At 56.6% G+C, this 26,130-nt stretch carries 25 protein-coding genes; 8 read left to right on the forward strand and 17 right to left on the reverse strand.

Annotation, left to right across the window (positions count from 1 at the left end; genetic code table 11):
- Positions 1–12: 12 nt before the first annotated feature.
- The 6 genes from lysS to SIB42_RS02370 form a co-directional block, all read right to left on the reverse strand.
- Positions 13–1,482: a lysine--tRNA ligase gene (gene lysS / locus SIB42_RS02345; protein WP_067093320.1), complete on the reverse strand. Its 1,470-nt coding sequence runs from the start codon at positions 1,480–1,482 to the stop codon at positions 13–15.
- 85 nt (positions 1,483–1,567) lie between these two features.
- Positions 1,568–2,377: a response regulator transcription factor RpaB gene (gene rpaB, locus SIB42_RS02350; RefSeq protein ID WP_067093321.1), complete on the reverse strand. Its 810-nt coding sequence runs from the start codon at positions 2,375–2,377 to the stop codon at positions 1,568–1,570.
- 122 nt (positions 2,378–2,499) lie between these two features.
- Positions 2,500–3,807: an ABC transporter substrate-binding protein gene (locus tag SIB42_RS02355; protein ID WP_197459861.1), complete on the reverse strand. Its 1,308-nt coding sequence runs from the start codon at positions 3,805–3,807 to the stop codon at positions 2,500–2,502.
- Complete coding sequence (locus SIB42_RS02360; RefSeq protein WP_067093322.1) at positions 3,804–4,307, reverse strand: rod shape-determining protein MreD; 504 nt, start codon at positions 4,305–4,307, stop codon at positions 3,804–3,806. Before SIB42_RS02360 ends, SIB42_RS02355 begins: the two co-directional genes overlap by 4 nt.
- 3 nt (positions 4,308–4,310) lie before the next feature.
- Positions 4,311–5,054 carry a rod shape-determining protein MreC gene (gene mreC, locus SIB42_RS02365; RefSeq protein ID WP_067093323.1) on the reverse strand — a complete coding sequence of 248 codons (744 nt, stop codon included), beginning with the start codon at positions 5,052–5,054 and terminating at the stop codon, positions 4,311–4,313.
- Between the two features lie 5 nt (positions 5,055–5,059).
- Positions 5,060–6,112, reverse strand: coding sequence for a rod shape-determining protein (locus tag SIB42_RS02370; protein ID WP_067093367.1), 1,053 nt, complete (start codon positions 6,110–6,112; stop codon positions 5,060–5,062).
- Positions 6,113–6,264: 152 nt separating this feature from the next.
- Here SIB42_RS02370 and SIB42_RS02375 point away from each other — a divergent pair, with 152 nt between their 5' ends.
- Positions 6,265–6,645, forward strand: a complete 381-nt coding sequence (locus tag SIB42_RS02375; protein ID WP_067093324.1) for a single-stranded DNA-binding protein — start codon at positions 6,265–6,267, stop codon at positions 6,643–6,645.
- A gap of 26 nt (positions 6,646–6,671) precedes the next feature.
- Here the strand turns inward: SIB42_RS02375 and SIB42_RS02380 are convergent, their stop codons facing one another.
- Both SIB42_RS02380 and ahcY read right to left on the reverse strand, forming a co-directional pair.
- Positions 6,672–7,331, reverse strand: a complete 660-nt coding sequence (locus tag SIB42_RS02380) for a DedA family protein (RefSeq protein ID WP_067093325.1) — start codon at positions 7,329–7,331, stop codon at positions 6,672–6,674.
- A gap of 161 nt (positions 7,332–7,492) precedes the next feature.
- Positions 7,493–8,923: an adenosylhomocysteinase gene (gene ahcY, locus SIB42_RS02385; RefSeq protein ID WP_067093326.1), complete on the reverse strand. Its 1,431-nt coding sequence runs from the start codon at positions 8,921–8,923 to the stop codon at positions 7,493–7,495.
- Between the two features lie 24 nt (positions 8,924–8,947).
- Here ahcY and tsaE point away from each other — a divergent pair, with 24 nt between their 5' ends.
- Positions 8,948–9,469 (forward strand): tRNA (adenosine(37)-N6)-threonylcarbamoyltransferase complex ATPase subunit type 1 TsaE, encoded by a 522-nt coding sequence (gene tsaE, locus SIB42_RS02390; RefSeq protein ID WP_074160714.1) that lies wholly within the window; start codon positions 8,948–8,950, stop codon positions 9,467–9,469.
- Here tsaE and SIB42_RS02395 read toward each other — a convergent pair.
- The 3 genes from SIB42_RS02395 to SIB42_RS02405 all read right to left on the reverse strand — a co-directional run bounded on the left by SIB42_RS02395 (position 9,454) and on the right by SIB42_RS02405 (position 11,945).
- Complete coding sequence (locus SIB42_RS02395) at positions 9,454–10,488, reverse strand: carbohydrate kinase family protein (protein WP_067093369.1); 1,035 nt, start codon at positions 10,486–10,488, stop codon at positions 9,454–9,456. The genes tsaE and SIB42_RS02395 overlap by 16 nt on opposite strands.
- Before the next feature lie 138 nt (positions 10,489–10,626).
- Positions 10,627–11,700, reverse strand: a complete 1,074-nt coding sequence (gene mutT, locus SIB42_RS02400; RefSeq protein ID WP_082825001.1) for an 8-oxo-dGTP diphosphatase MutT — start codon at positions 11,698–11,700, stop codon at positions 10,627–10,629.
- Positions 11,701–11,834: 134 nt separating this feature from the next.
- A complete protein-coding gene (locus SIB42_RS02405; RefSeq protein ID WP_082824995.1) occupies positions 11,835–11,945 on the reverse strand; it encodes a hypothetical protein in 111 nt (36 codons plus the stop codon).
- Between the two features lie 577 nt (positions 11,946–12,522).
- Here SIB42_RS02405 and SIB42_RS02410 point away from each other — a divergent pair.
- Genes SIB42_RS02410 through SIB42_RS02420 form a run of 3 tightly spaced genes read left to right on the forward strand, consistent with a single transcriptional unit; the run spans position 12,523 to position 17,894 of the window.
- Positions 12,523–13,653 carry an efflux RND transporter periplasmic adaptor subunit gene (locus SIB42_RS02410; protein ID WP_231856348.1) on the forward strand — a complete coding sequence of 377 codons (1,131 nt, stop codon included), beginning with the start codon at positions 12,523–12,525 and terminating at the stop codon, positions 13,651–13,653.
- Positions 13,654–13,660: 7 nt separating this feature from the next.
- A complete protein-coding gene (locus tag SIB42_RS02415; RefSeq protein WP_067093328.1) occupies positions 13,661–16,954 on the forward strand; it encodes an efflux RND transporter permease subunit in 3,294 nt (1,097 codons plus the stop codon).
- On the forward strand, positions 16,929–17,894 hold the full coding sequence (locus SIB42_RS02420) for an alpha/beta fold hydrolase (RefSeq protein ID WP_067093329.1): 966 nt from the start codon (positions 16,929–16,931) through the stop codon (positions 17,892–17,894). The genes SIB42_RS02415 and SIB42_RS02420 overlap by 26 nt, the downstream gene beginning before the upstream one ends.
- A gap of 64 nt (positions 17,895–17,958) precedes the next feature.
- Here the strand turns inward: SIB42_RS02420 and SIB42_RS02425 are convergent, their stop codons facing one another.
- On the reverse strand, positions 17,959–19,017 hold the full coding sequence (locus SIB42_RS02425) for an RpoD/SigA family RNA polymerase sigma factor (protein ID WP_413328333.1): 1,059 nt from the start codon (positions 19,015–19,017) through the stop codon (positions 17,959–17,961).
- A 52-nt stretch (positions 19,018–19,069) separates the two neighbouring features.
- A complete protein-coding gene (gene mgtE, locus SIB42_RS02430; RefSeq protein ID WP_067093371.1) occupies positions 19,070–20,539 on the reverse strand; it encodes a magnesium transporter in 1,470 nt (489 codons plus the stop codon).
- A gap of 74 nt (positions 20,540–20,613) precedes the next feature.
- On the opposite strand from mgtE, the gene SIB42_RS02435 reads away from it, so the two are divergent.
- Positions 20,614–21,093, forward strand: coding sequence for a glutathione peroxidase (locus SIB42_RS02435; protein WP_067093731.1), 480 nt, complete (start codon positions 20,614–20,616; stop codon positions 21,091–21,093).
- Here the strand turns inward: SIB42_RS02435 and SIB42_RS02440 are convergent.
- Genes SIB42_RS02440 through gyrB form a run of 4 tightly spaced genes read right to left on the reverse strand, consistent with a single transcriptional unit; the run spans position 21,068 to position 24,164 of the window.
- The gene (locus SIB42_RS02440; RefSeq protein ID WP_067093372.1) at positions 21,068–21,472 is read right to left on the reverse strand and encodes a fluoride efflux transporter FluC; all 405 of its coding nucleotides are present in this window, start codon (positions 21,470–21,472) and stop codon (positions 21,068–21,070) included. The two genes, SIB42_RS02435 and SIB42_RS02440, sit on opposite strands and share 26 nt — an antisense overlap.
- Positions 21,465–21,836 (reverse strand): fluoride efflux transporter FluC, encoded by a 372-nt coding sequence (locus SIB42_RS02445; protein ID WP_156485141.1) that lies wholly within the window; start codon positions 21,834–21,836, stop codon positions 21,465–21,467. Before SIB42_RS02445 ends, SIB42_RS02440 begins: the two co-directional genes overlap by 8 nt.
- A gap of 22 nt (positions 21,837–21,858) precedes the next feature.
- Positions 21,859–22,197: a hypothetical protein gene (locus SIB42_RS02450; protein WP_067093374.1), complete on the reverse strand. Its 339-nt coding sequence runs from the start codon at positions 22,195–22,197 to the stop codon at positions 21,859–21,861.
- Positions 22,197–24,164 (reverse strand): DNA topoisomerase (ATP-hydrolyzing) subunit B, encoded by a 1,968-nt coding sequence (gyrB, locus tag SIB42_RS02455; protein ID WP_067093375.1) that lies wholly within the window; start codon positions 24,162–24,164, stop codon positions 22,197–22,199. Before gyrB ends, SIB42_RS02450 begins: the two co-directional genes overlap by 1 nt.
- Positions 24,165–24,280: 116 nt before the next feature.
- Here gyrB and miaA point away from each other — a divergent pair, with 116 nt between their 5' ends.
- The gene (miaA, locus tag SIB42_RS02460; RefSeq protein ID WP_067093376.1) at positions 24,281–25,213 is read left to right on the forward strand and encodes a tRNA (adenosine(37)-N6)-dimethylallyltransferase MiaA; all 933 of its coding nucleotides are present in this window, start codon (positions 24,281–24,283) and stop codon (positions 25,211–25,213) included.
- Positions 25,214–25,267: 54 nt separating this feature from the next.
- Positions 25,268–25,930 carry a translation initiation factor IF-3 gene (gene infC / locus SIB42_RS02465; protein WP_067093377.1) on the forward strand — a complete coding sequence of 221 codons (663 nt, stop codon included), beginning with the start codon at positions 25,268–25,270 and terminating at the stop codon, positions 25,928–25,930.
- The last annotated feature ends 200 nt before the right edge of the window (positions 25,931–26,130 follow it).

Here is a 26,130-nt window from a genome sequence, read left to right on the forward strand (position 1 = left end):
CTTCCAACACACTCAAACCTCAGGGCGAAGCAGCGGGAAGGCAATCACGTCGCGGATGGAAGGGCTGTCCGTAAGCAGCATCACCAATCGATCGATGCCGATGCCGAGGCCACCTGTGGGAGGCATGCCCACCTCCAGAGCATTGACGAAATCCTCATCCAAGCCCTGCGCCTCCAGATCGCCAGCGGCTTTGCGCTCCTGCTGTGCTTCCAGGCGCTGACGCTGATCGACTGGATCAGTGAGCTCGCTGAAAGCATTGGCGTGCTCTCTGCCAACGATGAACAGTTCAAAACGTTCAACCAACCCGGGCTTACTGCGATGCGGACGAGCCAGGGGCGAAATGTCCAGGGGATAGTCCATCACGAACGTGGGCTGGATCAGAGTGGACTCCACAGCTTGTTCAAACGCTTCATTCAGAAGCCGTCCCACGGAATCGGCCAATACAGGAACGTGCAGACCCTTCGCTGCCATAGCCGCTGCGGCTTCCTCTCGATTGCTGAAGGCATGAAAATCCAAGCCGGTGGCGTCCTGGACCAGCTCATGCATGGTTGCGCGCCTCCAGGGAGGAGTCAGATCAATCTCGGTGCCTTGATAGGTGATGGTCTGACTAGCACAAACCTCCTGGCAGACAGAACTGATCATCTGCTCAGTGAGCTCCATCATCCCCAGGTAATCGGAGTAGGCCTGGTACACCTCCACGGACGTGAATTCAGGGTTATGTCGAGTGCTGATGCCCTCGTTGCGGAAGATCCTGCCGAGCTCGTACACACGCTCAAAGCCCCCCACAACCAGTCTCTTGAGGTGCAATTCCGTGGCGATTCTCAACGTCAGCGGCAGATCCAGAGCGTTGTGATGCGTTTCAAACGGCCGAGCATCAGCACCACCCGGCTGGCTCTGGAGAACGGGTGTCTCGATCTCGAGGAAGTCGCGATCATCCAACCAGCGCCGGATTGAGCTCACTGTTAGCGCACGCCGCCGGAAGGTTTCCCGCGACTGAGGGGTCACGATCAGGTCGAGATAGCGCTGCCGGTAGCGCTTTTCCACGTCGGCGAGACCATGCCACTTATCAGGCAACGGCTGCAGCGCCTTGGTGAGCATGGTCCACTCGGCAACTTTCACCGAAAGCTCACCGCGATCCGTTCGGCGCAGGATGCCGCTCACACCGATGAGGTCGCCCGCATCCACAAGCGACGTGATCTGGGCAAACGACTCGCCCAGAGTCGACTTCTCCAGAAACAGCTGGATCGTGCCCGTCTCATCAGACAGGGTGAAGAAAGCAAGTTTGCCCATCACCCGTCGCGTCATCACCCGACCGGCGACGGCCACGTTGAGATTCCGCTCTTCCCCATTGGGCAGATCAGCGTGGACGGCCTGCAACTGAGCCATCCGATCGGTTGGATCGAAATGGAGGGCATAGGGGTCTACACCCTGCTCCCTGAGTGCATTCGCCTTCTCTAAGCGGGTCTCTCGCAGTTCTGACACGGAAAAGAACTCACATGGGCGCCATCCTGCCGGTCGATGGTGCCATCAAGTGAGAAATCGGCGTCAGAACGTCAGCAGGACGATCTCAACTCGCCACTGCTGCAGGAGCGTTATCACCCATGCGCTGGGAGGAATAGCCGATACCGCGCACCGTGAGAATCAGTTCAGGATTCCGGGGATCCGGTTCAAGTTTGCCGCGCAGGCGCGCCACATAAACATCAACCACTCGCAGATCCGCAGCACGGCGAGGTGGATAACCCCAGAGCTGCTCAAGAATTTCTGCACGAGGAACAACCCGACCAGGTTCCCTGAACAAGAGCTCAAGCAAGCTGAATTCGGTGTAAGTCAGTGAAATGCGCTCACTGCCTCGCGTCACTTGGCGACGGTTGGTGTCCACAACAAGGTCACCAACGCGCACGACTCCTTGCCCAGTCGGCAATTCACGAGGCTCAGCGGTGGCCGAACCTCTCCCTACGCGACGGAGAATCGTGGCAATTCTGGCTTCCAGTTCTTTGGGACTGAAAGGTTTGGGAAGGTAGTCATCTGCACCGAGGTCAAGACCTGCCACTCGTTCAGAGATGGCTTCAAGGGCCGACAAGAAAATGATTGGGACACAGGATTCGGCCCGCAGACGCCGACAAACTGCGAAACCATCCAGTTTCGGAAGCATGACGTCGAGAACGACGAGGTCTGGCGATTCGCGATGGAACACCTCAAGGGCCTCCTCGCCATCTTCTGCACAGACAACGCGATAACCAGCTAACTGAAGTCGCATCACCAAGACACGACGGACTGCAGGCTCGTCGTCGACGACCAACAATGTGGCCTTGACGGACTCTGGAGCTCCCTGGAGAGACCCATCGCCATCAAGTTGGTGGGATGGGCCTTCGGGCATACACTCCATCGGGTAAGAATTGCAACCCTACAGTTCGACGTGAACGGATCGAGCTCCGCGATCCAAACCGGGAACAGGTTTTGGCTTCTTTTAAGAATTGAAGCAGTCGCTCAACAAGGGGTTCAGGGCCATCGGGCACTGGCATAACGGTTCCATTGCTGCTCTGCCTCAAGCACGGCCTGATCACTGCTGATCTGACCCAACATGGCCCGCTGCAACTGGGTGTAGATGATGCTCTGCAAGCGCTTCACCCCCGGAGTCGCAGGCACAAGCACCCGGGCAGTGTTCAAGGTCTCCGCCGACAACAGACGTGCGTCACGGATCTGAGCCTCAGCAGGATTGGATGGCTGCTCAGCCTCAAGCTCGGCACGAATCGCAGACAGCGCTTCAAGAGAAGACGGCAGCACTCTCGCCTCTCGCGCGAAACGAGCTTGATTGGTTCCGTTGGTCAAAAACAGGGCCAGTTCTACAGCTTCGCCAGCCTGCTGACTCTGCCGAGGCACGGCAAGCGTCATCAAGGCCACATTGGCTGTGCCGTCCGAACCAGTCAGAGGTGGCTGAGGCGTGGTCACCGCAGCCACACCGGGGGCATTGGTCTGAATGCTGCGCAGAAACTCAGCGCCGCTGGCAAGCAATGCAAGCTCACCACTCTGGTACAGCTCAATGGCCCGCCGCTGCCCCTGACTCACCACTTCCCGAGGCAACAAACCTTCGCGATACAAATCAGTCCAGAACGCAAAGGCCTTGCGACCTGCCGGCGTGTTGAATGCGGCTCTCTGACGTGCATCCAGAAGACGGACGCCCATCTGCACGAACGACTCCAAAAGCTCTGCGGAATCGTCTGGAACCGTAGTCACAAAGAGGCCGTAACGACCCGTGCGCTCGCGGATGCTGCGGGCATACGCAGGCACTTCATCCCATCGACGAGGAGCCCTGGGGAGACCCGCCTGACGCAGAAGGTCACCGTTCACCAAGCTCAGACGGACCGTCAGATACCAGGGGATGGCGATCTGACCTGCCTCAGGATCCCTGGCTGCCTCCCAGACTGATGGCAAGTAGTTCTGCTCTGCACCAGGCGGCAAAAGAGCTGTGAGATCAGTGAGGCCACCCTTGCTGGCCAGATTGGCGGCGAAAGGAGGATTGAGGTTCACCACATCAGGTGCGGTGCGTGCAAACACAGCCGCTAGCAGCTTGCGCTCTACCGACCCCCAGGGGAGGTCTGTCCATCGCACCGGTGCCTCTGGATGGAGCTTGTCCCAAGACCCAAGCAGGTCATCCATATAAGGGTTGAACTTTGGGGCCAACTGCAGGGTCCAAAGCTGGAGAGTTCCCTCAGGAACGAAACCCGGACGACACCCCCAGATGAACACCGCCAAACCGGAGAGAGCCAGGCCGGACAGAAACCGGCGCCGTCGCAAAGACACAATCATGCGGGTGCTCGCCGTCGCCACAAAAGCAGCTGCCAGGATCCAATTAACGGTGCCAGCAGTCCAGTGATCAAAGCCTGGGCGAGCGTGGTGTGCAGCGCCCACGACTGGGTCAGTCCATCGGATGATCCCAGCACCAGCCACTGGAGCCATAAGGACAAACCCAGAACCAGCGCGCCGATCCAGGCCAGCAATCCCAGATTGAGGCTGCGCTGAATCGGCGGGCCGCGGCGTCCCAGCCGTCCCCACCACCAACCCATCAAGACCAGAGCGGGCACCTGACTGACATCCCCGAGGCTCAGACCATCCAGCACAAGTCCAATCGCTGCTCCTGCAATAGCACCGGCAAGCGGACCATCCACCAATGACCAGGGCAGCAACCAGAGGATCGCCCAACTGGGCGGAACACCATCCAGGTTGATCCAGGACGGTACTGCCATCTGCAGGATCGGCACCAAGAGGGCAGAAGCCACGCAGATGGGTTGTCGATGTAGGCGCGTCATCCGTCAGCGCACCTTGACCTGGACCCAATCGATGGCATCAGGCGGGGCGATCAGCTGCACGAGAGCGGTTGGCGCCGGGACCGATCTGGCATTAAGCGACTGCACCACTGCCACGGGCAAATTTGGTGGCAGCAGAGTGCTCGCCGGTGAGGTACTCACCAGATCACCTGGACGGACCTGGATGTCCTTATCGAGAAATTGCAACTGTGGCCGGGCTGTTCCAAGGCCTACCAGCAGCCCATGCTGCTGGGTGCGCGGCAACCAAACGCCGATGCGACTACCAGGAGCCGTGAGTAGACGGACGCTGCTGGTGGTGGGTGTCACGCTCTGAACCCTGCCGACCAGGCCTCCAGGACCGATCACTGCATCATCCTTGCCCACACCTTCAATCGAACCTTTGCCCAGCAGCAACTGTTGCCACCAACCCGATGCTGTGCGTGAGATCACCGCAGCCTGAAGCCAGTCTCCCGACGACTGCTGATCCAGCGCCAACAAACCCCTCAGGCGAGCGTTATCTTGCTCCAGAAGCTCCAGCCGGGACAGCTGCTCCTGCTGTTTGGCAGTTTCAATCCACTCGCGCTGAGCAGCCCCGGGCCAGAAGGGCCGACTCAGCAAGGCGAAGCCATCAGCAAAGCCAGCCCCTTTGCTCAGACGGACCAAACCAAGGGCTAGCAACAACACCAACCAAGGCCATAGCAGCTGGATGGAGCGCAGCCTTAAGCCCTGGGGCCTCTGGGAGGAACCCATGGCGATTAGAGAGCGGAAGCAGAGCGAACAAATTCAGGTGTGTCGAGCACCCTCTGCAGACGCTTGTAATCCTCAAGGACCTGACCACAACCCTTAACCACGCAAAGGAGTGGCTCCTCGGCGATGTGGGTGAAAATCCCAGTTTCATGGCTGATCAGATCACTGATGCCGCGGACCAACGCTCCGCCACCGGCCAGCATGATTCCACGATCGACGATGTCGGCGGCAAGCTCGGGCGGAGTGCGCTCGAGGGTGCGCTTCACAGCCTCCACAATCACGTTCAAAGGCTCTGCAATGGCCTCACGCAGATCGCCTGCCTGCAACTGAATGGTGCGTGGCAGCCCAGACAGCAGGTGAAGGCCGCGCACATCCATCACCGTTTGATCGAACTCGTTATCAGGGAACGCCGAACCGATGCGGATCTTGATCTCTTCAGCGGTGCGCTCACCCACGACGAGGTTGTGCACTTTCTTCAAGTAGACGCCGATGGAGTCACTGATCTCATCTCCGGCAACGCGGACCGACTCACTGAGCACGGTGCCACCCAGACTGAGCACCGCCACCTCGGTGGTGCCGCCGCCAATGTCGACAATCATCGTGCCAACAGGTTCAGTGACCGGCAGACCGGCGCCGATTGCAGCAGCGACAGGCTCATCAATGAGATGAACTTCCCGTGCTCCGGCAAGGCCGGCCTCACGGACAGCACGTCGCTCCACGCCGGTGACCCCACTAGGGATCCCCACAACCAGACGAGGGGCCACGATGCCGCGGCCTTCATTGCCTTTCTGAATGAAGGTTTTCAGCATCTGCTCAGCCGCATCGAAGTCGGCGATCACACCATCGCGAAGGGGGCGAACAGCACGAATATTTCCAGGCGTGCGACCCAACATCAGCTTGGCCTCGTCACCAACGGCCATGGTCACGCCGCGTTCGAGATCCAGGGCCACCACGGAGGGTTCCTGCAACACGATGCCCTTGCCAGAGACGTAAATCAGGGTGTTGGCAGTACCCAGGTCGATGCCGATATCGCGGGACAACTGGAAACGGCGGAACAGCACTGGCGAGAACACATTTCGGCGAATCATAGGGGCAGTCTCAGACCCCATCTGTTACAGATTCGTTTGAAGATGGAACTTCTAGAAGGCAGCCACGACAACCGACAGTTTTGACAATCGTGGCGCATCATTGACCCACAAACAGGAGAGATTCAATGGGTGTCAACTCCGTGACTTTGGTCGGACGTGCCGGCCGTGATCCAGAAGTCAGGTATTTCGAATCAGGCAGCATGGTGGCGAACCTCACCATCGCCGTGAACCGCCGCAGCCGCGACGACGAGCCCGATTGGTTCAATCTAGAAATCTGGGGAAAACAGGCTCAGGTGGCAGCCGACTACGTGAAGAAGGGTTCCCTGCTCGGCATCATTGGAAGCTTCAAGCTGGACCGCTGGAACGACCGCAACAGTGGTGAAGAGCGCTGCAAACCCGTGGTTCGGGTTGATCGACTGGAACTTCTGGGCTCGAAGCGAGACAACCAGGAAGCAGGCGGCAATTTCGGAGGCGGAAGCCCCAGCGACGAAGAAGTGCCCTTCTGATGTTGGCCTGATCGCTCAGTCCGCCATCAATCGGCGGACTGACGTCGCCTCCAAATCCGAAGACCCAACCAGATCCCCCCAGCGAGAACGGCGACCAACAACAACACCTTGATCACCTTGCTGACCGGATCGATCCAGACCTCCACGTTGCTGTAGCCCTCGCCAAGGATCATGCCGGCGACAGTCAGCAACAGGGTCCAGATCAAACTGCCGGCCGTCGTCCAGATCAGGAAAGGCGTGATCGGCATCAACTCGATCCCAGCTGGCACTGAAATCAGAGTGCGAATGCCTGGCACCAGTCGCCCCCAGAACACCAAGGCAGTTCCATAACGGCTGAACCAACGGCGGCTACGAGACAACTCCTCAGGGCTGATACCGATCCAGCGACCATGTCGACTGAGCCACTGCTCGATACGTTCTTCATTGATCAGGCGGCCAATCCCATACCAGGGCAAAGCACCAAGGACGGTGCCAAACAGACCCGCGATGACGACTGGAACCAACTGCAGCTGGCCTTGCTGAACATAAAAACCTCCCAGAGGCATGATCAGCTCGGAGGGGATCGGAGGGAACAGGTTCTCCAGGAACATGGCCGCAAAGATTGCGGCGTATCCCGCCCAGGGATTGGCTTCTACGGCTTGGCCAATCCAATCGGGCAGTTGGGTTACAAATTCGGTGAGCCCCATGGAGCATGCTGAAGTCGTGGCAAGTCTTCCATGAAGCAACCCTGAAAGCTCAGATTGAGACCATCAGAGCTTTCATTGATGTCTTCATCCAATAAAAAAGCCAGATCACAACAGTGACCTGGCTGAAGAAAACAAGCGAGAAAACTTGTTCGGCCAATAATTCAGTAGCGGTAATGATCCGGCTTGTAAGGACCTGCAACCGGCACATTGATGTAATCGGCCTGATCCTTGCTGAGCTCAGTGAGCTGGGCACCGATACGACCAAGGTGTAAACGCGCCACCATCTCGTCGAGGTGTTTCGGCAGAACGTAGACCTCCTTTCCGTACTCTTTACCCTTAGTGAAAATCTCAATCTGAGCCAACACCTGGTTGGTGAAAGAGTTACTCATTACGAAGCTGGGGTGACCTGTGGCGCAACCCAGATTCACTAGACGACCCTCTGCAAGCAAAATGATCTTATTGCCGCTGGGCAGGGTGATGTGATCAACCTGAGGCTTGATGTTTTCCCACTCATAATTCTTGAGTGAAGCAACATCAATTTCATTATCGAAATGACCGATGTTGCAGACGATCGCCTCATCCTTCATCTTCACCAGATGCTCATTGCGGATCACCTGATAGTTGCCCGTGGCAGTAACGAAGATGTCCATTTGTTCGACAACATCTTCCAGACGGACGACGCGATAGCCCTCCATGGCTGCCTGTAAGGCACAGATGGGATCGACCTCAGCAATGCAAACGGTTGCGCCCAGTCCACGCAAGGACTGAGCGGAACCCTTGCCCACATCGCCATAGCCGATCACCAGCGCCTGCTTGCCAGCAACCATCACGTCGGTGGCACGCTTGATGCTGTCAACCAGTGATTCACGGCAACCGTAGAGGTTGTCGAATTTGCTCTTGGTGACCGAGTCGTTGACGTTGATGGCAGGGAAAGGCAACTCGCCACTCTTCTGCATCTTGTAGAGACGAGCCACACCCGTGGTGGTTTCCTCAGTGACACCCTGAATCTGCGCTTTTGTGCGGCTATAGAAACTGGAATCCTGAGCAAGCTTCTTCTTAATAGAAGCGAAGAGGTAGGTCTCTTCCTCATTCGAAGGGTTGTCGAGAACAGTGATGTCCTGCTCAGCCTTGCTGCCCAACATCACCAGACCTGTGGCGTCGCCACCGTCGTCGAGAATCATGTTGGGTGAGCCACCATCACCCCACTCGAGGATGCGGTGGGTGTACTCCCAGTATTCCTCCAGAGTTTCGCCCTTCACTGCGAACACGGGGATTCCATTGGCTGCAATCGCAGCTGCAGCATGGTCCTGCGTCGAGAAAATATTGCATGAAGCCCAACGCACGTCAGCGCCAAGCTCAACCAGCGTTTCAATCAGAACCGCGGTCTGGATGGTCATGTGCAAAGACCCGGCGATGCGGGCACCCTTCAGGGGCTTTTCGCTGCCATATTTTTTGCGCAATGCCATCAGGCCAGGCATCTCGGTCTCGGCGATATCGAGTTCCTTGCGGCCGAAATCAGCCTGGTTGATATCAGCAATGACGCAATCGACGCCAAGCTTCAGCTCAGCCGCGGACGTGGGCGCTGCCACCATGGTTTGTGTGCTCCCTAAAAGAGTGTGGAGTTGAATATCTGCGGAGACTCCGAGGCTTCGGGCTCGCTGCTTAAGCAATCTACCGATTGGAGCTGGATCCTGAAGGACCTGGAGGCCACACGAGCCCTGGGTAGGTATCTGGTGCAACAGCCTGAGCGTCCATCACTACTACTGCTCGAGGGCACTCTCGGTGCAGGGAAAACCTCACTGGTGCAAGGCATTGCCTCTGCGATAGGCATCGACGAACCAATCACCAGCCCAACCTTTGCCCTTGCTCAGCACTACCCCCAGGGCAAACCACCACTGGTTCACCTGGATCTCTATCGCCTGGAGTTGGCAGCCGCAGCCGATGACCTATTCCTTCAGGAAGAGGAAGAAGCAGTGGGGATGGGAGCCATCCTGGTTGTGGAATGGTCGGAACGACTCAGCCTTGCCCTGCCGGAAGCCTGGCGAGTGAAGCTGACTCACCGGAGCGAGGGAGGCAGGCTGGCAACACTGAACAAAAGCGATCAGATCAGAACCCAGACCCATCAGGAGTCGAGTTGATCGAGAAACTCCACAACCATGCTGGGCAAAGGTTGAGGATCGATCGCCCCGGCACCGGAACAGACCAGCGCTCCGCAGGCTGCCGCATAGCGCACAACCTGTTCCACCACAGCTGCACTGAGCTGAAGTGACTGGCCAGTTGAAGGGGTCAGTGTCACCAGTTGATGCAGCAGTCCTGCCGTGAAAGCATCTCCAGCTCCGGTGGTATCAACAATCTGAGCCGGTTCCAGAACCGTCATCGAACCCTTGTGTCCGGCCATGAACCACCGCACCGGATGACCGCCGTCAGTCACCAGCACATCCGGCTGCTGAGGCAACGAAGTGCTGATCTCTGCGGGATCACTGCTGCAAAACAGCCACTCCGCTTCTTCCCTCGCCAGTTTGATTAATCCAGCTTTCTGAAGAAATGGTTGCATCAGAGCCAGCGCATGCGGGGAAGGACCTGCAACTGGGTCCGCTGAGGGATCCCAGAACGTGGGCCGCCAGTTCACATCGAGGGCTATCTGCACTCCATTCCGCTCGGCCTGACTGACCGCAGAGCGCAAGGTTGCCGCAGAGTCCTCTGTGGCCAGAGGAATGGTGCCGATCAACAGCCAGCGAGCTTCCGCAGCCAAAGCACACCAGATCGGATCAAGACTGCTCTGATTCAAAGCCTGATCGGCAAAGCCCTCGCCACGATCGCCAGCAAATCCCTGAAAGACACGTTCTCCAGTGGAATCACGGCGCACAAGCACCACGCGGCTGGGGCGTTGCGGATCAATCTGGAGACCACGCAAATCAACCCCGCGATTGCCCAACATCTCCTGAAAGTTATTACCGATGACATCGGCACCGAGCCGACCGATGAAGGCGACCGATGTTCCAAGCCGCGCCAACGCGCAGGCCACATTGGCAGGAGCGCCACCAAGACGGTCATCACAATCCACTGGAGCAGCCAAGGCAGGGTCACACCCCAGTGGTCCGAGCCGATCAACGAGGGCTTCACCAAGACACAGCACCTGCGGAGCGGAATCAGACATCAGAGCTGCGGCAGCTATCAGCAGCGTGGCCAGAAATTCCGCAGACGTCAGGCAGCGCAATCGCTGTTCAGCTTCAAAGCACGTTCAGTCGTCATTCAAAGAATGGACGTGCAATGAAACACACTTCAACCAAGCCGCTCAAGCAAGGTGCTCAAGCAGGGCGGCGATGATGCGTCCATTCGCGGCAGGGAAGGGGTAATCAGCGAGGTTGGACGGCTTCACCCAGCGCACCTGCTGACTGGCTAGAGGTTGGGGATCTCCTGTAATCCAACGACAGAGATAAACCTCAAAGCGAAGCTTTTTGTGGCTGTAGGCGTGATTCACCGTGATTAGCTTTTCATCAACGCTGACTTCAATAGCCAGCTCTTCCCGCAACTCACGTCGGATGGTGTCTGTAATGACTTCATCAGGCTCCTGCTTGCCCCCTGGAAATTCCCATAGACCACCCAACAGGCCCTCATTCAGGCGCTGATCGATCAGAACCTCAGCTGCGTCGTTGAGGACCACACCCACACCAATCACTTGAAAGGGGATGTCACGTGGTGCCTCTTTCACGGGGTATTGCTGAGGAGAACCGGCAGCGTAAGCAGCACAGTGCGCATCCCAGGGACAAAGCTCACAAGAAGGACGACGTGGGGTACAGACCGTGGCACCGAGATCCATCAGGGCCTGATTGAGATCACGGCTGAGGCCTGGAACGGCATCAATCAACTCTTCGCTCCAGGCCCAAAACTGAGCCTGCGCTCGGATTGGAGGCACTGGATGGGCATGCAACCTAGCCAGCACCCGACGCACATTTCCGTCGAGGATGGCCAGAGGGCTATTGAAGGCCGACGACAAGATGCCACCGGCTGTGCTGCGGCCGATACCGGGCAATGCCAGCCAGATCTCCTGGTCGAAAGGCCAATTATTGAAAGGCATCGGATCGTTTCCATCCCGTTGATGGCGCTGCAATTCAGTGAGCAGCAACCGAGATGTTGCGTGCAAACGACGGGCACGTGAGTAATAACCAAGGCCCTGCCAAAGCAACAACACCTGCTGCTCCGACGCCGCAGCAAGCACCTCAAGCTTGGGGAAAGCCTGCATCCATCGCTGCCAATAAGGCAGCACCACTTGCAACTGCGTTTGCTGCAGCATCACCTCAGCAATCCAGATCGGGTAAGGATCAAGACCTTCCTGAGCCGCAGGCCAGCGACCATCGGCCCTGAACATCCAGGGCTTCTGCTTTGGATCGCATCGTCCATGCTGCTGCCACCAGCTCAACAAAGACCGCGCAGCACATTCAGAACTTGTTGGAGACAACAAGGGTTCGCCGCACCGCTCAAACAGTGCTGTGGATTGATCCTTCACAGCGTGCAGGACTCCTCCTGACAAAACAGACCGCCGAAATGATGACGCACCTGCAAAAGGTCTTTGCAACCGTGCTGAAAAACGAATCCTGCAATGTCTGTCTGCATCAAACGATCGTGATCCCACTGGGGATCCTTTTCAATAAAAATCTCCAGGCGCGATGAAGACTTTCTACTAAATGATTTTCCACACTGACGCTGGCAGAGATCGCGTCTGGGGTCTCGTGCAACTCAGGCCGTTGACTGTCAACCTACCCATCACACTATGCCAATCAACTGACAACCAAAAAAGCGAATTGTTGGCAAACAAAAACCACTGATCGCGAGAAACGAGTGGTGAAGAGGCTTTTGCCTGCTTGCAAAAGCAACCTTTCACAGGCAAAAGCAACTTTTGAAGCTTCCGTAAGAAGTACGGGACTTTTCCCTGCCGCAACCAAAAGCCGCTCCCGCAGCGGAGGTCTACCCAAATAGCCCTGTGGAAAAACTGTGCAAAACCCCCGATCAACACGAAAACAATCGTTGTTCAGGGCTGCTGATCAATCCAAATCGGACCAGCAGAATCATCAATTTCTGCGTCCCCGATCACCGCCCAACAGAAATGTTCACGCATGCTCTCTGATGCGGTGTGGTCTGAAAAAAACCGGTAACGTCCGCTCTATCTGAGTGAGTTTCTGTGCGGCGAACCGTGTTGTGCACTTTTGCCGCCGCTGCACTGCTGGCCGGCTGTGGTACGAGCAAACAGGCAGCGCAGATGATGACCGTGCAGACGGCAACGATCGCCGAAAACACCTTTGAACCCAATATCCAGGCCATCAGTGTTTTGGAGTCCACCACCAATGTGGCCTTGATGCCAGAGGTCGATGGTCGTGTGGTCCAGGTGCTGGCTAAAGACGGTCAGAAGGTCAAAGCCGGTCAGCCAATTCTTGTCTTGGACAACGTTCAAGAAAGCGCTGCCCTTGATGCCGCAAAAGCACAGGCAGTCACCGACAAGCTCAACGCTGAGCGATACGAATTCCTTTATCAGAACGGGGCGGCCTCAGCCAAACAGCGTGATCGATATGCCACCCAGGCCATTGCCTCCCGTGATCAGGCGCGCACCGCAGCAGCCAACCTCGGGTACAAATTCGTTCGCTCGCCCATCGACGGCGTCATCGGCGACCTCGACAAGGTGAAGTTGGGGGATTACGTCAAGACCGGTCAACCGATCACGGGCATCGTTAACAACTCCAACCTGTGGACCTTGATGCAGATTCCTGCAACACAGGCGGGAGATGTGGCAATCGGCCAGGCCGTGAAGGTGGTCTCGCAGGGAAATCCTCCGGTGCAGGGAGAGGGGTCGGTGGTGTTCATTTCCCCCTATTTCGGAATGAGCGGCAACTCCACTGCCCCCAACACCTTGATGGTGAAGGCAGAGTTCCCCAATCTGACTGGAAAGTTGAAGACTGGTCAGTACGTCAAAAGCGCCATCATCACCGGACGCAAACAATCGCTCGCGGTGCCTGTACAGGCCGTGATGATGCAAGCGGAACAGCCTTTTGTCTACAAATTGATCCCTTTGAGCAGGGCTCTGCCAAAGATCAAGGCATCCGCAAATGTGCCTGCGGCAACGAAGAAAAAACTAGAAAAACTGCCCTCCAGCACGCCAATCGTGATCCAAACACCCGTGCAGCTGGGTCTATTGCAAAACAATTTTTATCCCGTCAAATCAGGGCTGAATCAGGCTGACGTCGTGGCGATCAGCAATACCAGCCGCCTGCGCAGCGGCATGCCGGTGAAAGTGGCGCCAGCCAGTTCTGCCACAACATCCAAGGACTGAATCAGCGATGTCCTTTTCCGACAAGTTCATCAAACGGCCGGTGCTGACAACCGTCTGCAGCATCTTGATCGTGCTCGTAGGCCTGATCAGCATCCCAAATCTGCCGATCGCCAACCTGCCGAACATTGCCAATCCACTGATTCTGGTTTCAGCCGTGTATGGCGGTGCCAATGCGGAGGTGACCGAGCAAGCGGTGACCAATCCACTGGAACAGCAAATCAACGGCGTCCCCGGCATCAGTTACATCTCCTCCAACAGCGACATGGAGGGGAACAGCGCGATCAGTGTCTATTTCGATGAAACGACCGACATCGACATCGACCAAGTCAATGTGCAGAACAGGGTCTCCCTGGCGATGACCCAGTTGCCATCGCAGGTTTCAGAGACGGGCGTCTCGGTGAAACAGAGCAACCCTTCCATCTTGTTGGCCTACGAGGTGGGTTCGAGTGAAGGCCAATACGACGCCGGTTACCTCAATGGCCTGATCTACGAGCAGCTCTATTACCCACTATCGAGGGTCGAAGGCGTGGCAACGGTGACCGTCTACGGCGGCGCCAATCCTGCCTTCTGGCTGTTCGTGGATCCCGACAAGTTGGCTGCGAATGGTCTCACGTCCGAGAATGTGATCTCGGCAGTGAAATCCCAGAACAGCATCGCTGTTGGGGGCCTAGTCGGTGGACCACCGGCCTCAGGCGATCAGGTCTTCACCTACCCGATTCTTGTTGAAAACAACGGCAATCTGATCTCGATCGAGCAGTTCGAAAATCTGATCATCAACCGGAGCGAGACCGGCAATCTCCTCAAGCTGCGTGATGTCGGAGAGGTGCGCTACGGCACCAACACCTACTCGGTTCAGGCCACCGATAAGAGAAGCAACCCCGCCCTCACTGTAGCGGTTTACCAGACGCCATCAAGCAATGCACTGGACGTCTCCAACGCGGTGGTGGAACAGATGGAACAGTTCGCAGCAAACGTTCCGCCAGGCGTTCAGGTCAAACAGATCTACAACATCGGTCAGTTCATCGAAGCCTCAGTCGATGGAGTCATCGATGCACTCGGTCTGGCAATCGTGCTGGTGCTGGTGATCCTGTTTCTGTTCCTCCAGAACTGGAGAGCAACCATCGTGCCAAGCCTGGCGATCCCAATCTCGCTGGTGGGCACCTTCGCCTTTCTGAACGTTTTCGGCTTTTCGATTAACCAGCTCACACTGCTTGGTCTGGTGCTGGCAACGGGCCTGGTCGTGGACGACGCCATTGTTGTGATCGAAGCGGTCTCGAGCAACATCGAGAAAGGCATGAAACCCCGTCAGGCAGCACTTGAGTGCATGGGAGAACTGTTCGGTGCCCTAGTCGCAACTGCTCTGGTGCTGATGGCCGTGTTCGTACCAGTGGCCTTTTATCCAGGCGGCATCGGCATCATCTACAAACAATTCGCGCTGACGATCGCTTTCTCGATTGCCATTTCAGCCTTCAACGCCCTGACGTTTTCACCCATGCTTTCCGGGCTGATCCTTCCAAAGGAGCAACCGAGGCAACCCAAAGGCTGGGGATGGATCGTCGCCGGAGTGATTGTTGGACTCGCCTTCGGGAAGTTCAGCGCCAACTCTTTTGGCAACTGGACTTACATCGCCGGCGTGCTGATCGGCGGCTTTGCCGGTGCCAATCTCATCAGGATCTTCCGCAGCTTCAACGCCGGATTTGACCGACTGCAAAAGGGATACGCCAATCTGCTGGCGCGATTGATCAAAGCAAGAAAGCTCGTGATGGGAGGGCTGGCAGCAGGAATACTGATCACTGTGCTGGCCTTCAGCACAATCCCCAGTGCCTTCATTCCAGAAGAAGATCAAGGCTACGGACTCGGCGTTTTCCAGCTACAGAACGGTGCCTCCTTGGTCGAGACCAAAAAGCTCGGCACGCAAATTGCCCAAGTTCTCAGCAAAGAAGACGACATCGAAAACGCTTCAATCATTAGCGGCTCGGGCTTCAACGGTTCCAGTCCAGACCAAGGTCTTTTCTTCTTCGGACTCAAACCGCTATCGGAACGCAAGGGAAGTGAGCACAGTGCCGATGCCATCATCGATCGCCTGAATTCCCAACTGATCGAATTGAGTGGAGGACTGGCGTTTGCCATCGGTCCAGCCGCTGTGCCGGGCTTTTCACCCCAAGGCGGCTTCTATTTCCAGTTCAATGACCTCAGCAATGGCGCCTACAACTTCAACGAGCTCTCCGAGATGGCTGGCGAGCTGATCACAACAGCCAACACCAGTGGCGATTTCTCCAAGGTGTACACCCAGTTCAATCCCAGCTCCCCTGCAATCGGTCTTTCCATCGATCGTGACGTGATGGGTGCTCTGAACGTCGACTACCAGGAGGCAATGGACACGATCGCTGTTATTGCAGGTAGCAATTACTCAGGCCTCACCTACGAGAGCGGTCAGGTCCGCAACATTTACGTGCAAGGGCAAGCTGATCAGCGCAAGAGCGTTGAAGACATCCTCGATATCTACGTGCGCAGTCGAGATGGTGGCTTGGTGCAGGTGTCGCAGTTCGCCAGTGCTGATCTAAGCAGTGCTCCTTCCGTGATTAGCCACTACAACCTGTATCGCACGATTCTGATTCAGGGTGCCGAGGCCGTTGGCAAGAGCAGTGGTCAGGCGCTCACAGCCATTCAAGAGATCTTCAAGAAGCAAAATTTCACCAACATTGGCTCCGCCTTTACAGGCCTTGCCGCCCTTCAGCTCTCCGCCGGCAGCGCCAGCGTGGTGGTGTTTGGTCTTGGCGTACTGATCGTTTATCTGGTGCTCTCTGCGCAGTACGAAAGCTACGTAACGCCTGTGGTAATCCTTGCCACGGTTCCTCTGGCAATGCTGGGGGCACTGGCGTTTCTGGGAATGCGTTCGATCGATCTCAACATCTACGCACAGGTCGGTCTCGTTACCCTGATCGGTCTCGCAGCCAAAAACGGAATCCTGATCGTTGAAGTGGCTGAGCAACGGCTGGAACAGGGCATGTCTGCTACTCAAGCCGTAATCGAATCAGCCGAGTCGCGGCTACGCCCGATCTTGATGACAGCAATCGCGGCCCTCGCTGGTTTTCTACCACTAGTGGTCGCCAACGGGGCTGGTGCCCACAGTCAGCAGTCACTGGGAACCGTGATTTTCGGTGGCCTCGTTGTGGCCACGGTGCTGTCTCTGGGTGTAGTGCCGCCCTTTTATGTGGTGATCAAGGGCCTTGAGGCACGGTTGTTCAACCAAAAGCAGCAGGATGGCAACGACGATGCCTCAATCGCTGGTGCCAGCTGACTCAATCTGGACCTGGAAACAAGCCGATGGCTGCAGCCTCGAAGTCGCCTGGCAATGCCATGCAGACACTCCAGAGCATGGGCAAAAGAGCAGTGTTCCCGCTGTCGTCCTGGTGCATGGCTTCGGCGCCAGCGGCAATCACTGGCGGCACAATCTGCCTGTTCTGGGGAAGTACACCCGCACCTATGCCCTCGACCTGATCGGCTTCGGCAACAGCAGCCAGCCTCAGGCTTTGCTGCCAGGGGAGCAACCTGGATTTCACCAGTCAGATTGCAGTCAGGCCCTGGTCTACAGCTTTGATCTCTGGGGCCAGCAGGTTTCCGACTTCTGCAACGCCGTGGTGCAAGGTCCGGTGCTTTTGGTCGGCAACTCCATCGGCGGAGTGGTCGCGTTACGCGCAGCGCAGCTGCTTGAAGACCGCTGCAAAGGAGTGGTGCTGATCGACTGCGCTCAACGGCTGATGGACGACAAGCAACTGGCGACCCAACCTGCCTGGATGGCCTGGATACGTCCGCTCTTGAAAACATTGGTCAGCCAGCGCTGGCTGAGTACAGCCTTGTTCCGCAATGCTGCACGGCCAAGGGTGATCAGAAGCGTCCTGAAACAGGCCTACCCCAGTGGCAACAATATTGATGATCAGCTGGTGGAACTTCTCTACAAGCCAACGCAACGACCTGGAGCAGTAGAAGCATTTCGCGGCTTCATCAATCTGTTTAACGATCACCTCGCGCCAGATTTACTGGACCACCTTCAACAGCCCGTGGATCTGATTTGGGGCCAGAAAGACCCTTGGGAACCTGTTACTGAAGCCCAAGAGTGGGCAAAACGCTTCAGCTGCATTCACTCATTAAAAATATTGACCAACGCAGGTCACTGTCCCCATGATGAAAACCCAGAACAAGTCAACATCGAATTGATCAATATAATCCAAAGATATTAATTTACCGATAAAATATCGCCTGTTGCTTTGAGCTAAATTAAAAATTGTCGCCTGCTGAAAGAATTCAGCAGGCGACATAAGCCTCAACCTGATCACTGAGGCGACGCAGTCCAGCCAAACCATCACGCTCCAAATTACGGACCCGATCACGGCTGATTCCGATCACTCGACCGATGCCCGTGAGGCTCATCGGATCTTCCCCGTCCATCCCGTAGCGCATCCGCAGCACACGCTCCTGAAGTTCAGGCAGCTGACCCAACAGATCACGCAGATCTCCCTTCAAGCACTCACCTTCCACCTGCTCGCTCGGCAGTTCACCATCTCCTGCCAGCAGATCCAGCAGTTCGGTGTCATCACCGTCGCCCACCTTCATCTCCAAACTCACAGGCTGACGCGCACGGCACATCAGTTCCTTCACTTCCTCTTCCGGCAGCTCCACAAAGCCCGCCAGTTCGGTCACCGATGGCGTCCGACCCAGCTCTTGGCTCAGTTCACGCTGACCTTTCTTCAGCTTGTTCAGCATCTCCGTGATGTGGATCGGCAACCGGATCGTCCGGCTCTTCTCCGCAATCGCACGCGTGATCCCCTGACGGATCCACCAATACGCATAGGTGCTGAACTTGTAGCCCCGCGTCGGGTCGAACTTCTCCACACCACGCACCAGACCGATCGTTCCCTCCTGGATCAGGTCCAGCAGTTCCATATTCCGCTTGGTGTACTTCTTGGCAACACTCACCACCAGGCGCAGATTCGCTGCCACCATCCGCTCCTTCGCGCGGCGACCAGCTTGCAGCTTGCGCTTCAGCTGCGCTGCACTCAGTCCTGCTGCTTTAGCCAGCTCTGCAGGGGGCACCATCTCGCCACCACGCTGATCGCTCAGCTCTGCTTCTTGAGCTTCCAGCTCCATCAGCTCTTGCACCTGACGACCCAGCGTGATCTCCTGCTGATGGCTCAGCAGCGGCACACGGCCGATGTCACGCAGGTAGGAACGCACAAGGTCGACATCAGCACCTGCTGAACGAACAGCAACCGACTTACCGACAGAGCCCTTGGAGGATGCGGCTTTTGAGGGAACGGCCTTGAGAGGAGTCGCTACGGGCGCAGCGGCGATAGCAGGAGCCATGACGCTTCATTGAGTTGTGTAAAGCGTACTCCTAAGAAACGTAAACGTCCTCTCAGAAATGGCTGGCAGCGAGTAATTGGGTAGAAATACCTGCATTTGAGAGCAGCTGCGGCATGTTCAGCAACAGCCACTGCGCTGTTTTTAGATAAATAAGAGTGCCCACCACATCCGTGCAGGTGGTGATGAACGGTGTGGACATCAGCGCCGGATCCCAGCCCAGACGGTTGAACAACAAAGGAAACGCCGCGCCGGCCGTTGCAGCCAAGGTGGTGATTGCCAACAGACTGGTCCCCACCGACAGACCAACCAGCGGGCTTTGACCACGCCACCAGGCAAAAGGAACCACCAACAGCATCATCAACAGACCCAGCAACAGTCCTGCAGTCGCTTCGCGGGCAACAGCCCTGAACTGGCCAAGGGAGGTGATGCTTTGCGTGCTTAAACCACGGATGACGACAGTGGAACTTTGGGCACCCACGTTGCCGCCGGTTCCTGCCAACAGCGGAATGAACGCAGCCAGAAGCACCACCTCTTTGAGCACCTCTTCATTAAGGGCAATCACCTCTGAGGTAACAAAGCTGGCCACAACCAACACCGACAGCCACACCACCCGGCGTCGAGCGACCGTGAACAGATTGCTCTGGAAGTAATCGTCCTCATCACCGGCCTCCACTGCACCTGCTGCGTAAAGATCGCGCGTGGCCTCCTGCTCGATCACGTCAATCACGTCATCCACAGTGACGATGCCCACCAGACGTCGCTCCCGGTCCACAACCGGCACAGCCAGAAAGTCGTAACGCTGGATCGCCCGAGCCACCTCCTCCTGATCCGTATCGGTGTTAACGCTCACGACCTCCCTGGTCATGACATCGCCAATCCGGTCCTCAGGGTCTGCGGTCACGAGATCCCGCAGCGACAAGATCCCAGTGAGATGGCGCTGCCCATCGGTGACATAAAGGCTGTAGATCGTTTCTGTCTCACGTGCGCGGCGTCGCACAATCGTGAGTGCCTGAGCCGCGCTTTGAAACTCTTTCAAATCGATGTATTCGGTCGTCATCAGACGGCCAGCCGTTTCACTGGCGTAGCCGAGCAGCTGAGCCGTCACACGACGCTCCACTGGACTGAGCTCCGTAAACAGACGACGCACCACCTTGGCCGGCAGTTCATCAAATAGACGCACCCGATCATCCGGAGACATCTCCTCAACCAGCTCGAGCACCTCGCCGGAACGCAAGCGCTCCAGAAGGCTCTGCTGAATGGGTGGCTCAAGGTACTCATAAACCTCAATGGCCTCGTCTTTACCGAGCAAACGAAACGCAAGGGCCTGCATCGTGCGGGGCAGGCTGCCAATCGCCTCAGCCACATCCACGGGCTGCACCGGTGCAAGCAGAAGCTTGACACCGTCGTAATTACCCACACTCAGCATGGACTCAAGCTGGCGGGCGACCACTTCGACGACCCTCTGGTGGGAAGGGACATCGCTCAAAGCGAGGCTTTCACTAGAACCCGGTGCCTGATCCATGCCCCGTGTCCAGCGCACTCAAGTGTATGCCGATCCAAGACAGTTATCGTCTGCGCCAAGCGTTATCCAAAGCCATGGCTACCAGCATCAGCAGCGTTTCCGTGCGCACCCCCGACGGCAGCGAAAAATCTCTTGGCGCCTATGCGGGCAAGGTGCTGTTAATCGTGAACGTGGCCAGCCGCTGCGGCTTTACCAACCAATACACCGGCCTCCAGGCCCTGCAAGACAAATACGGCGCTCAGGGCCTTTGCGTTCTGGGGTTTCCTTGCAACGACTTCGGAGCCCAAGAGCCTGGCAGCCTTGATGAAATCAAGAGCTTCTGTTCAACCACCTACGGCGCCAGCTTCGAACTGTTCGACAAGGTGCATGCCACAGGCAGCACGACCGAGCCCTACACCACCCTCAATCAGACAGAGCCTGCTGGAGATGTGGCCTGGAATTTCGAAAAATTCCTCGTGGGCAAGGACGGCACCGTTCTCAATCGCTTCAAGAGCGGAGTGGCTCCTGAAGATGCTGAGCTCAGCAACGCTATCGAGGCGGCTCTGAAGGCTTGATCGCCAACGCATCGACGCTGCGGCCGATCCATAAACCCAGGGCTGCGCCACCAAGGCCCAGACCCAGGGTCAGACCAATCAGGCCAATGGCTGCAAGCTGTTGGCCTGAAACAATCAGGTCCACGCTATTCACCATCCAGCTGCTGAAGGTGGTTAACGAACCACAGAAACCAATCCCCACCAGCAACTGAATCCGGGGCCGATAGGGCAAGCCCAGCAGCAAGCCCAAAATCAGAGAACCGAGCACGTTAACCAGCACGTCTTTGTCGTCCAGCACCACACCAAACTGCCAGCGCATCAAGGCCCCTGGGACTGCCCCCACGGCGACCAACAGCAGCTCCTGAAGCTCCGTTCTGAAGGAAGGCAACTGTTCAGGCATTGACGAGTCCCAGACTGAAACCTGCAGCAGCAATCAGAAGACCAGCGATTACCGAGCCGGCGGTGAGCAACACGGCTTCGCCCCAGCGGCGATCACGCAACGTGACAAGCACCTCCACAGCAAAAGTGGAAAAAGTGCTCAGGCTGCCAAAAAAGCCTGTGCCAATCAGCAAAATCAGTGCAGAAGTAGGTGTGGATTGGTCGCAACGACCGGCGCGTTCGAGGCCGAGCAATAAGCCCAAGGCAAAGGCAGCCACAAGATTCACCACAAAGGTTCCCCAGTGTTTGCGCGGAACCAACGGTTCAAAGTGGTTAACCAGTCTTAAGCGCAGCCAAGCCCCAGGGATGGCACCCAAGCCAACCATCAACGCCTGGTAGGGACTGAACTCAGTGATGAATCCAACCCCGTTGCCGCTCGACGGAATCCGTCAGTGCAGGGCCAGAGCTGACCTTCACCTGAATCCAGTCACGGCCGTCCTCACTGCGCCAGCGACGCAACAACTGCAACGGTGTTCCGATCTCCAGTCGCCGTACAGCAGGAGCTGCAACGAGCGGACTGGATTGGAGCACACAGTCGCTACCACTGAGGAGAGGGCCACGGCCCTGCAGGCGGCGAACCTGGGGTAGGCGACGCTCAGCCCCTCCAGCTGGCAAAGCCACAGGGCCAAACAACGACACGCCAAGCAACCAGCTCCAACGCAGCATCACAGTTGCGGAGTGATTCATCAAATGTCGAGTGCTGACATATCGAGCTCAGCACTATGGGTTTCAATAAATTCACGCCTAGGCGCCACTTTATCTCCCATCAAAATTGTGAAAATGCGATCTGCTTCCAAAGCATCTTGAACTTCAACGCGTTTCATCGTGCGCGTAGAGGGATCCATGGTTGTTTCCCAAAGCTGCTGGGGCATCATTTCACCCAAGCCCTTAAATCGCTGGATGTTGTAGTTGGCCTTTTCGCCAAAACCATCCAACGTTTTTTGCAACTGCTGCTCGTTGTAACAGTAAGAATGCTTCTTCCCGCGCTCAACCTTATACAAAGGTGGGCATGCAATATAGATATACCCACCCTCGACTAACTCCTTCTGATATCGGTAGAAAAATGTCAAAATCAAAGTACGAATGTGGGCGCCATCCACATCAGCGTCTGTCATGATCACAACTCGGTGATAACGCAGATTTTTGGCATCAAAATCTTCCCCTTTAATCCCCAAACCCAGCGCAGTAATCAGGGCCTGGATTTCAGTATTTTTATAAATCTTAGCATCATCAGTCTTTTCAATATTGAGGATCTTGCCTCTCAAAGGCAGGATTGCCTGGAAACGACGATCACGGCCCTGCTTGGCGGAGCCGCCAGCAGAATCTCCCTCAACAATGTAGATCTCGGATTCAGCAGGATCGCGAGAACTGCAATCCGCTAACTTGCCAGGCAATGTTGAACTTTCTAAGACACTCTTACGCCGGACCAACTCCCGAGCGCGGCGAGCAGCTTCTGCTGCATTAAAGGCCTGAATGGCCTTCTCGAGGATCATGTCGATCACTCCCGGATTGAATTCCAGGTACTGACTGAGAGCCTCACCGACGAGATTATCGACGATGCCACGGACTTCCGTATTACCCAGCTTCGTTTTGGTCTGACCCTCGAATTCAGGCTCAGGCACTTTGACCGACAAGACTGCTGTCAACCCCTCACGAATATTTTCTCCAGCCAGATTGCTGTCGGCCTCTTTTCGCTTGCCTCGCTTGCGCGCAAAGGTATTGAGTGTTCGCGTGAGAACGGTCTTCAGACCCTCGATATGGGTGCCGCCATCCACCGTGCGGATGTTATTGGCAAATCCAAGAATGCTGTCGGAATAAGCATCAACGCACCACTGCAGCGCTGCTTCAATCGACACACCATCCTTTTCAGCATTCACATAAATAATTTCGGGATGCAATGCATCTTTTTCGGCATTCATATAGGCGACATATTCCTTGATGCCGCCCTCATAGAAATAAATTTCTTCGTAGGGCTTGCCTTCGGCATCACGGGCAGTTTCACGTTCATCGCGGAAAACAATCCGCACTCCTCCATTGAGATAGGCGAGTTCGCGCAGACGCGCCGACAGCGTGGCGTAATCAAACTCGATGCCGACCGTGAAAATTTGAATATCGGGCTTGAAGCGCACACTGGTGCCTGTCAGACCATTCTCAGAAGAAGGCTGATCTTCAGACACAAGACTCCCAATCGGAGCTCCACGCTCAAAGCGTTGACGGTGCACCTTGCTCTGACGGCGAACGGTGACTTCCACCCATTCGCTCAGAGCGTTGACCACCGACACGCCAACACCGTGAAGACCACCGGAAACCTTGTATCCACCTGCACCAAACTTGCCACCGGCGTGCAGCACGGTCAGCACCGTTTCCAGCGCACTCTTGCCAGTGCGGGGGTGAACGTCGGTGGGAATACCACGACCGTTATCGGTGATGCAAGCGGAACCGTCTTCACCCAGCACCACCTGAATCTCAGTGCAGTGGCCGGCTAGAGCCTCATCGACCGAATTGTCCACCACCTCATAAACCAGGTGATGCAATCCCCTCGGCCCGGTCGTGCCGATGTACATCCCGGGGCGCTTACGGACGGGCTCGAGACCCTCCAGCACCTGAATTTGTTCGGCGCCATAGGCCGCCTGAACTTTCGCGGCTTCGCTCATGCGATTTAGGTCGGCCAGGCTTCCTGTCAGGCTGAATCTACCACTGGCATGCCAGAGACGCTTGCAGAGGCCTCTGAGGCATCATTTTTTCAGGGGGTCCACCCCCGTTCCTCTCCATGTCCGACCCCAGCCCACCAGCAGCGCCAGGATCAGCGCAGCTCACACCACTGGTGGTGGTGCTGCTGGGACCCACTGCCAGCGGCAAAACGGCTCTAGCCCTCGACCTCGCTGAACGTTTTGAGCTGGAGATTCTGAACATCGATTCACGGCAGCTTTACAAGGAGATGAATGTGGGCACCGCCAAACCCACCGCCGACCAGCGACAACGAGTGACCCATCACCTCCTCGACCTGCGCCGACCTGATCAACCGATCACCCTGCGCGAATTTCAGGACGAGGCCCTTGCAGCGGTGAACAACAGCCTGGAGCAACGAGGTGCAGCTTTCCTCGTGGGAGGAAGCGGGCTGTATCTCAAGGCACTCACTGCTGGGCTGAAGCCACCCTCGGTCGCACCTCAGCCGGCACTGCGTCAGCAACTTGCACAACTAGGCCAAAAGGCCTGTCATCAACTTTTGAAGGATGCAGACCCTGCAGCAGGGCAACGAATCGCCGCGGCGGATGCAGTCCGCACCCAACGCGCACTGGAGGTTCTCTACGCTACTGGCAGGCCGATGAGCTCCCAGTCGAGTGCCAGCCCGCCTCCCTGGCGCGTGCTCGAACTCGGCCTCAATCCAGCCAACCTGCGCGAGCGGATCAGCCAACGCACGGAACAGCTCTATACCGAGGGGCTGATTGAAGAAACCCAGCAACTCAAGCAGCGCTACGGAGCTGACCTGCCACTCCTGCAAACCATTGGCTACGGCGAAGCATTACAGGTGCTGGGAGGGCATCTCGATCGAACCAACGCCATCGCGCAAACAACCAAGCGCACGCAACAGTTCGCCAAGCGCCAACGCACCTGGTTCAGACGTCAACACCAGCCGCACTGGCTCAGTGATACCGATCCCTTGAACGATGCCAGTCAGCAGATCGAAGCCGGTCTAGGGTGAGTCATGAAACCCCGCCGGGCCGAGATTGTTCTCCGGCAGCCTCTTCATCACTGAATGCCACCACGTCCCCGTTTTGACCGCCGTGCTCCTGTCAGGGAGCTCCCCAACATCAACGATCGCATCAACTACCCACAGCTTCGTGTGGTGGATGCAGACGGCACTCAACTTGGAGTGATTGATCGCGAAGAAGCGTTATCAGTGGCCAAAGAACGGGAACTGGATCTTGTTCTGGTGAGCGAAAAAGCTGATCCGCCGGTTTGCCGGATCATGGATTACGGCAAATACAAATTCGAACAAGAGAAAAAGGCCAAGGAAGCCAAGAAAAAATCGCACCAGACTGAAGTTAAAGAGGTCAAGATGCGATACAAAATTGATCAGCACGATTACGACGTGCGAATCGGCCAAGCCCAGCGTTTCCTCAAGGCTGGCGACAAAGTGAAATGCACCGTGATTTTCCGCGGCCGCGAGATTCAACACACCGCTCTTGCTGAGGTTTTGCTCAGGCGCATGGCCAAGGATCTAGAGGAACCAGCCGAGATCCAGCAGCCTCCCAAACGCGAAGGCCGCAACATGATCATGTTCCTCACACCGCGCAAAACGCCCCTGGCAAAGCAAGACGAAAAGGAAGAAGCTGCCAACAAAGCGGTACGCACGATCACAGCACCTCCGCGCGCGGCAGCAGCCAGGCAAATCAGCAAGCCTGCTGGGAACGGCTAACCAAGCCAATCAATAATTAGGTCAATAAAGCATTTGCAGATCGTCACAACTGAACTGGCAGTTGTGTGATGGCGTTGCTTCAACAAAAATTGTCAACACAATCGCTGCTTCGATGGCATCACATTGAGCTGAGCAACGCAGAGGCGCACAAAACTCATCGAGAAGCTCCAAACAACTGAAGGCGGAGCACTCTCAGCAAT

This window comes from Synechococcus sp. MIT S9508, assembly GCF_047303045.1.
Lineage (GTDB): Bacteria > Cyanobacteriota > Cyanobacteriia > PCC-6307 > Cyanobiaceae > Synechococcus_C.

What these genes read in the sequence shown, in the direction of transcription:
- mgtE (WP_067093371.1), bottom strand. Translation starts at nt 20,539, where the DNA reads ATGGATCAGGCACCGGGTTCTAGTGAAAGCCTCGCTTTGAGCGATGTC.
- SIB42_RS02375 (WP_067093324.1), top strand. Translation starts at nt 6,265, where the DNA reads ATGGGTGTCAACTCCGTGACTTTGGTCGGACGTGCCGGCCGTGATCCA.
- gyrB (WP_067093375.1), bottom strand. Translation starts at nt 24,164, where the DNA reads ATGAGCGAAGCCGCGAAAGTTCAGGCGGCCTATGGCGCCGAACAAATT.
- mutT (WP_082825001.1), bottom strand. Translation starts at nt 11,700, where the DNA reads ATGTTCAGGGCCGATGGTCGCTGGCCTGCGGCTCAGGAAGGTCTTGAT.
- SIB42_RS02420 (WP_067093329.1), top strand. Translation starts at nt 16,929, where the DNA reads ATGCCTCAATCGCTGGTGCCAGCTGACTCAATCTGGACCTGGAAACAA.
- SIB42_RS02395 (WP_067093369.1), bottom strand. Translation starts at nt 10,488, where the DNA reads ATGTCTGATTCCGCTCCGCAGGTGCTGTGTCTTGGTGAAGCCCTCGTT.
- infC (WP_067093377.1), top strand. Translation starts at nt 25,268, where the DNA reads ATGCCACCACGTCCCCGTTTTGACCGCCGTGCTCCTGTCAGGGAGCTC.
- SIB42_RS02440 (WP_067093372.1), bottom strand. Translation starts at nt 21,472, where the DNA reads ATGCCTGAACAGTTGCCTTCCTTCAGAACGGAGCTTCAGGAGCTGCTG.
- SIB42_RS02435 (WP_067093731.1), top strand. Translation starts at nt 20,614, where the DNA reads ATGGCTACCAGCATCAGCAGCGTTTCCGTGCGCACCCCCGACGGCAGC.
- SIB42_RS02355 (WP_197459861.1), bottom strand. Translation starts at nt 3,807, where the DNA reads ATGATTGTGTCTTTGCGACGGCGCCGGTTTCTGTCCGGCCTGGCTCTC.
- SIB42_RS02360 (WP_067093322.1), bottom strand. Translation starts at nt 4,307, where the DNA reads ATGACGCGCCTACATCGACAACCCATCTGCGTGGCTTCTGCCCTCTTG.
- SIB42_RS02445 (WP_156485141.1), bottom strand. Translation starts at nt 21,836, where the DNA reads ATGGTTGGCTTGGGTGCCATCCCTGGGGCTTGGCTGCGCTTAAGACTG.
- rpaB (WP_067093321.1), bottom strand. Translation starts at nt 2,377, where the DNA reads ATGCCCGAAGGCCCATCCCACCAACTTGATGGCGATGGGTCTCTCCAG.
- SIB42_RS02380 (WP_067093325.1), bottom strand. Translation starts at nt 7,331, where the DNA reads ATGGGGCTCACCGAATTTGTAACCCAACTGCCCGATTGGATTGGCCAA.
- SIB42_RS02405 (WP_082824995.1), bottom strand. Translation starts at nt 11,945, where the DNA reads ATGCAGACAGACATTGCAGGATTCGTTTTTCAGCACGGTTGCAAAGAC.
- SIB42_RS02450 (WP_067093374.1), bottom strand. Translation starts at nt 22,197, where the DNA reads ATGAATCACTCCGCAACTGTGATGCTGCGTTGGAGCTGGTTGCTTGGC.
- ahcY (WP_067093326.1), bottom strand. Translation starts at nt 8,923, where the DNA reads ATGGTGGCAGCGCCCACGTCCGCGGCTGAGCTGAAGCTTGGCGTCGAT.
- mreC (WP_067093323.1), bottom strand. Translation starts at nt 5,054, where the DNA reads ATGGGTTCCTCCCAGAGGCCCCAGGGCTTAAGGCTGCGCTCCATCCAG.
- miaA (WP_067093376.1), top strand. Translation starts at nt 24,281, where the DNA reads ATGTCCGACCCCAGCCCACCAGCAGCGCCAGGATCAGCGCAGCTCACA.
- SIB42_RS02415 (WP_067093328.1), top strand. Translation starts at nt 13,661, where the DNA reads ATGTCCTTTTCCGACAAGTTCATCAAACGGCCGGTGCTGACAACCGTC.
- SIB42_RS02425 (WP_413328333.1), bottom strand. Translation starts at nt 19,017, where the DNA reads ATGGCTCCTGCTATCGCCGCTGCGCCCGTAGCGACTCCTCTCAAGGCC.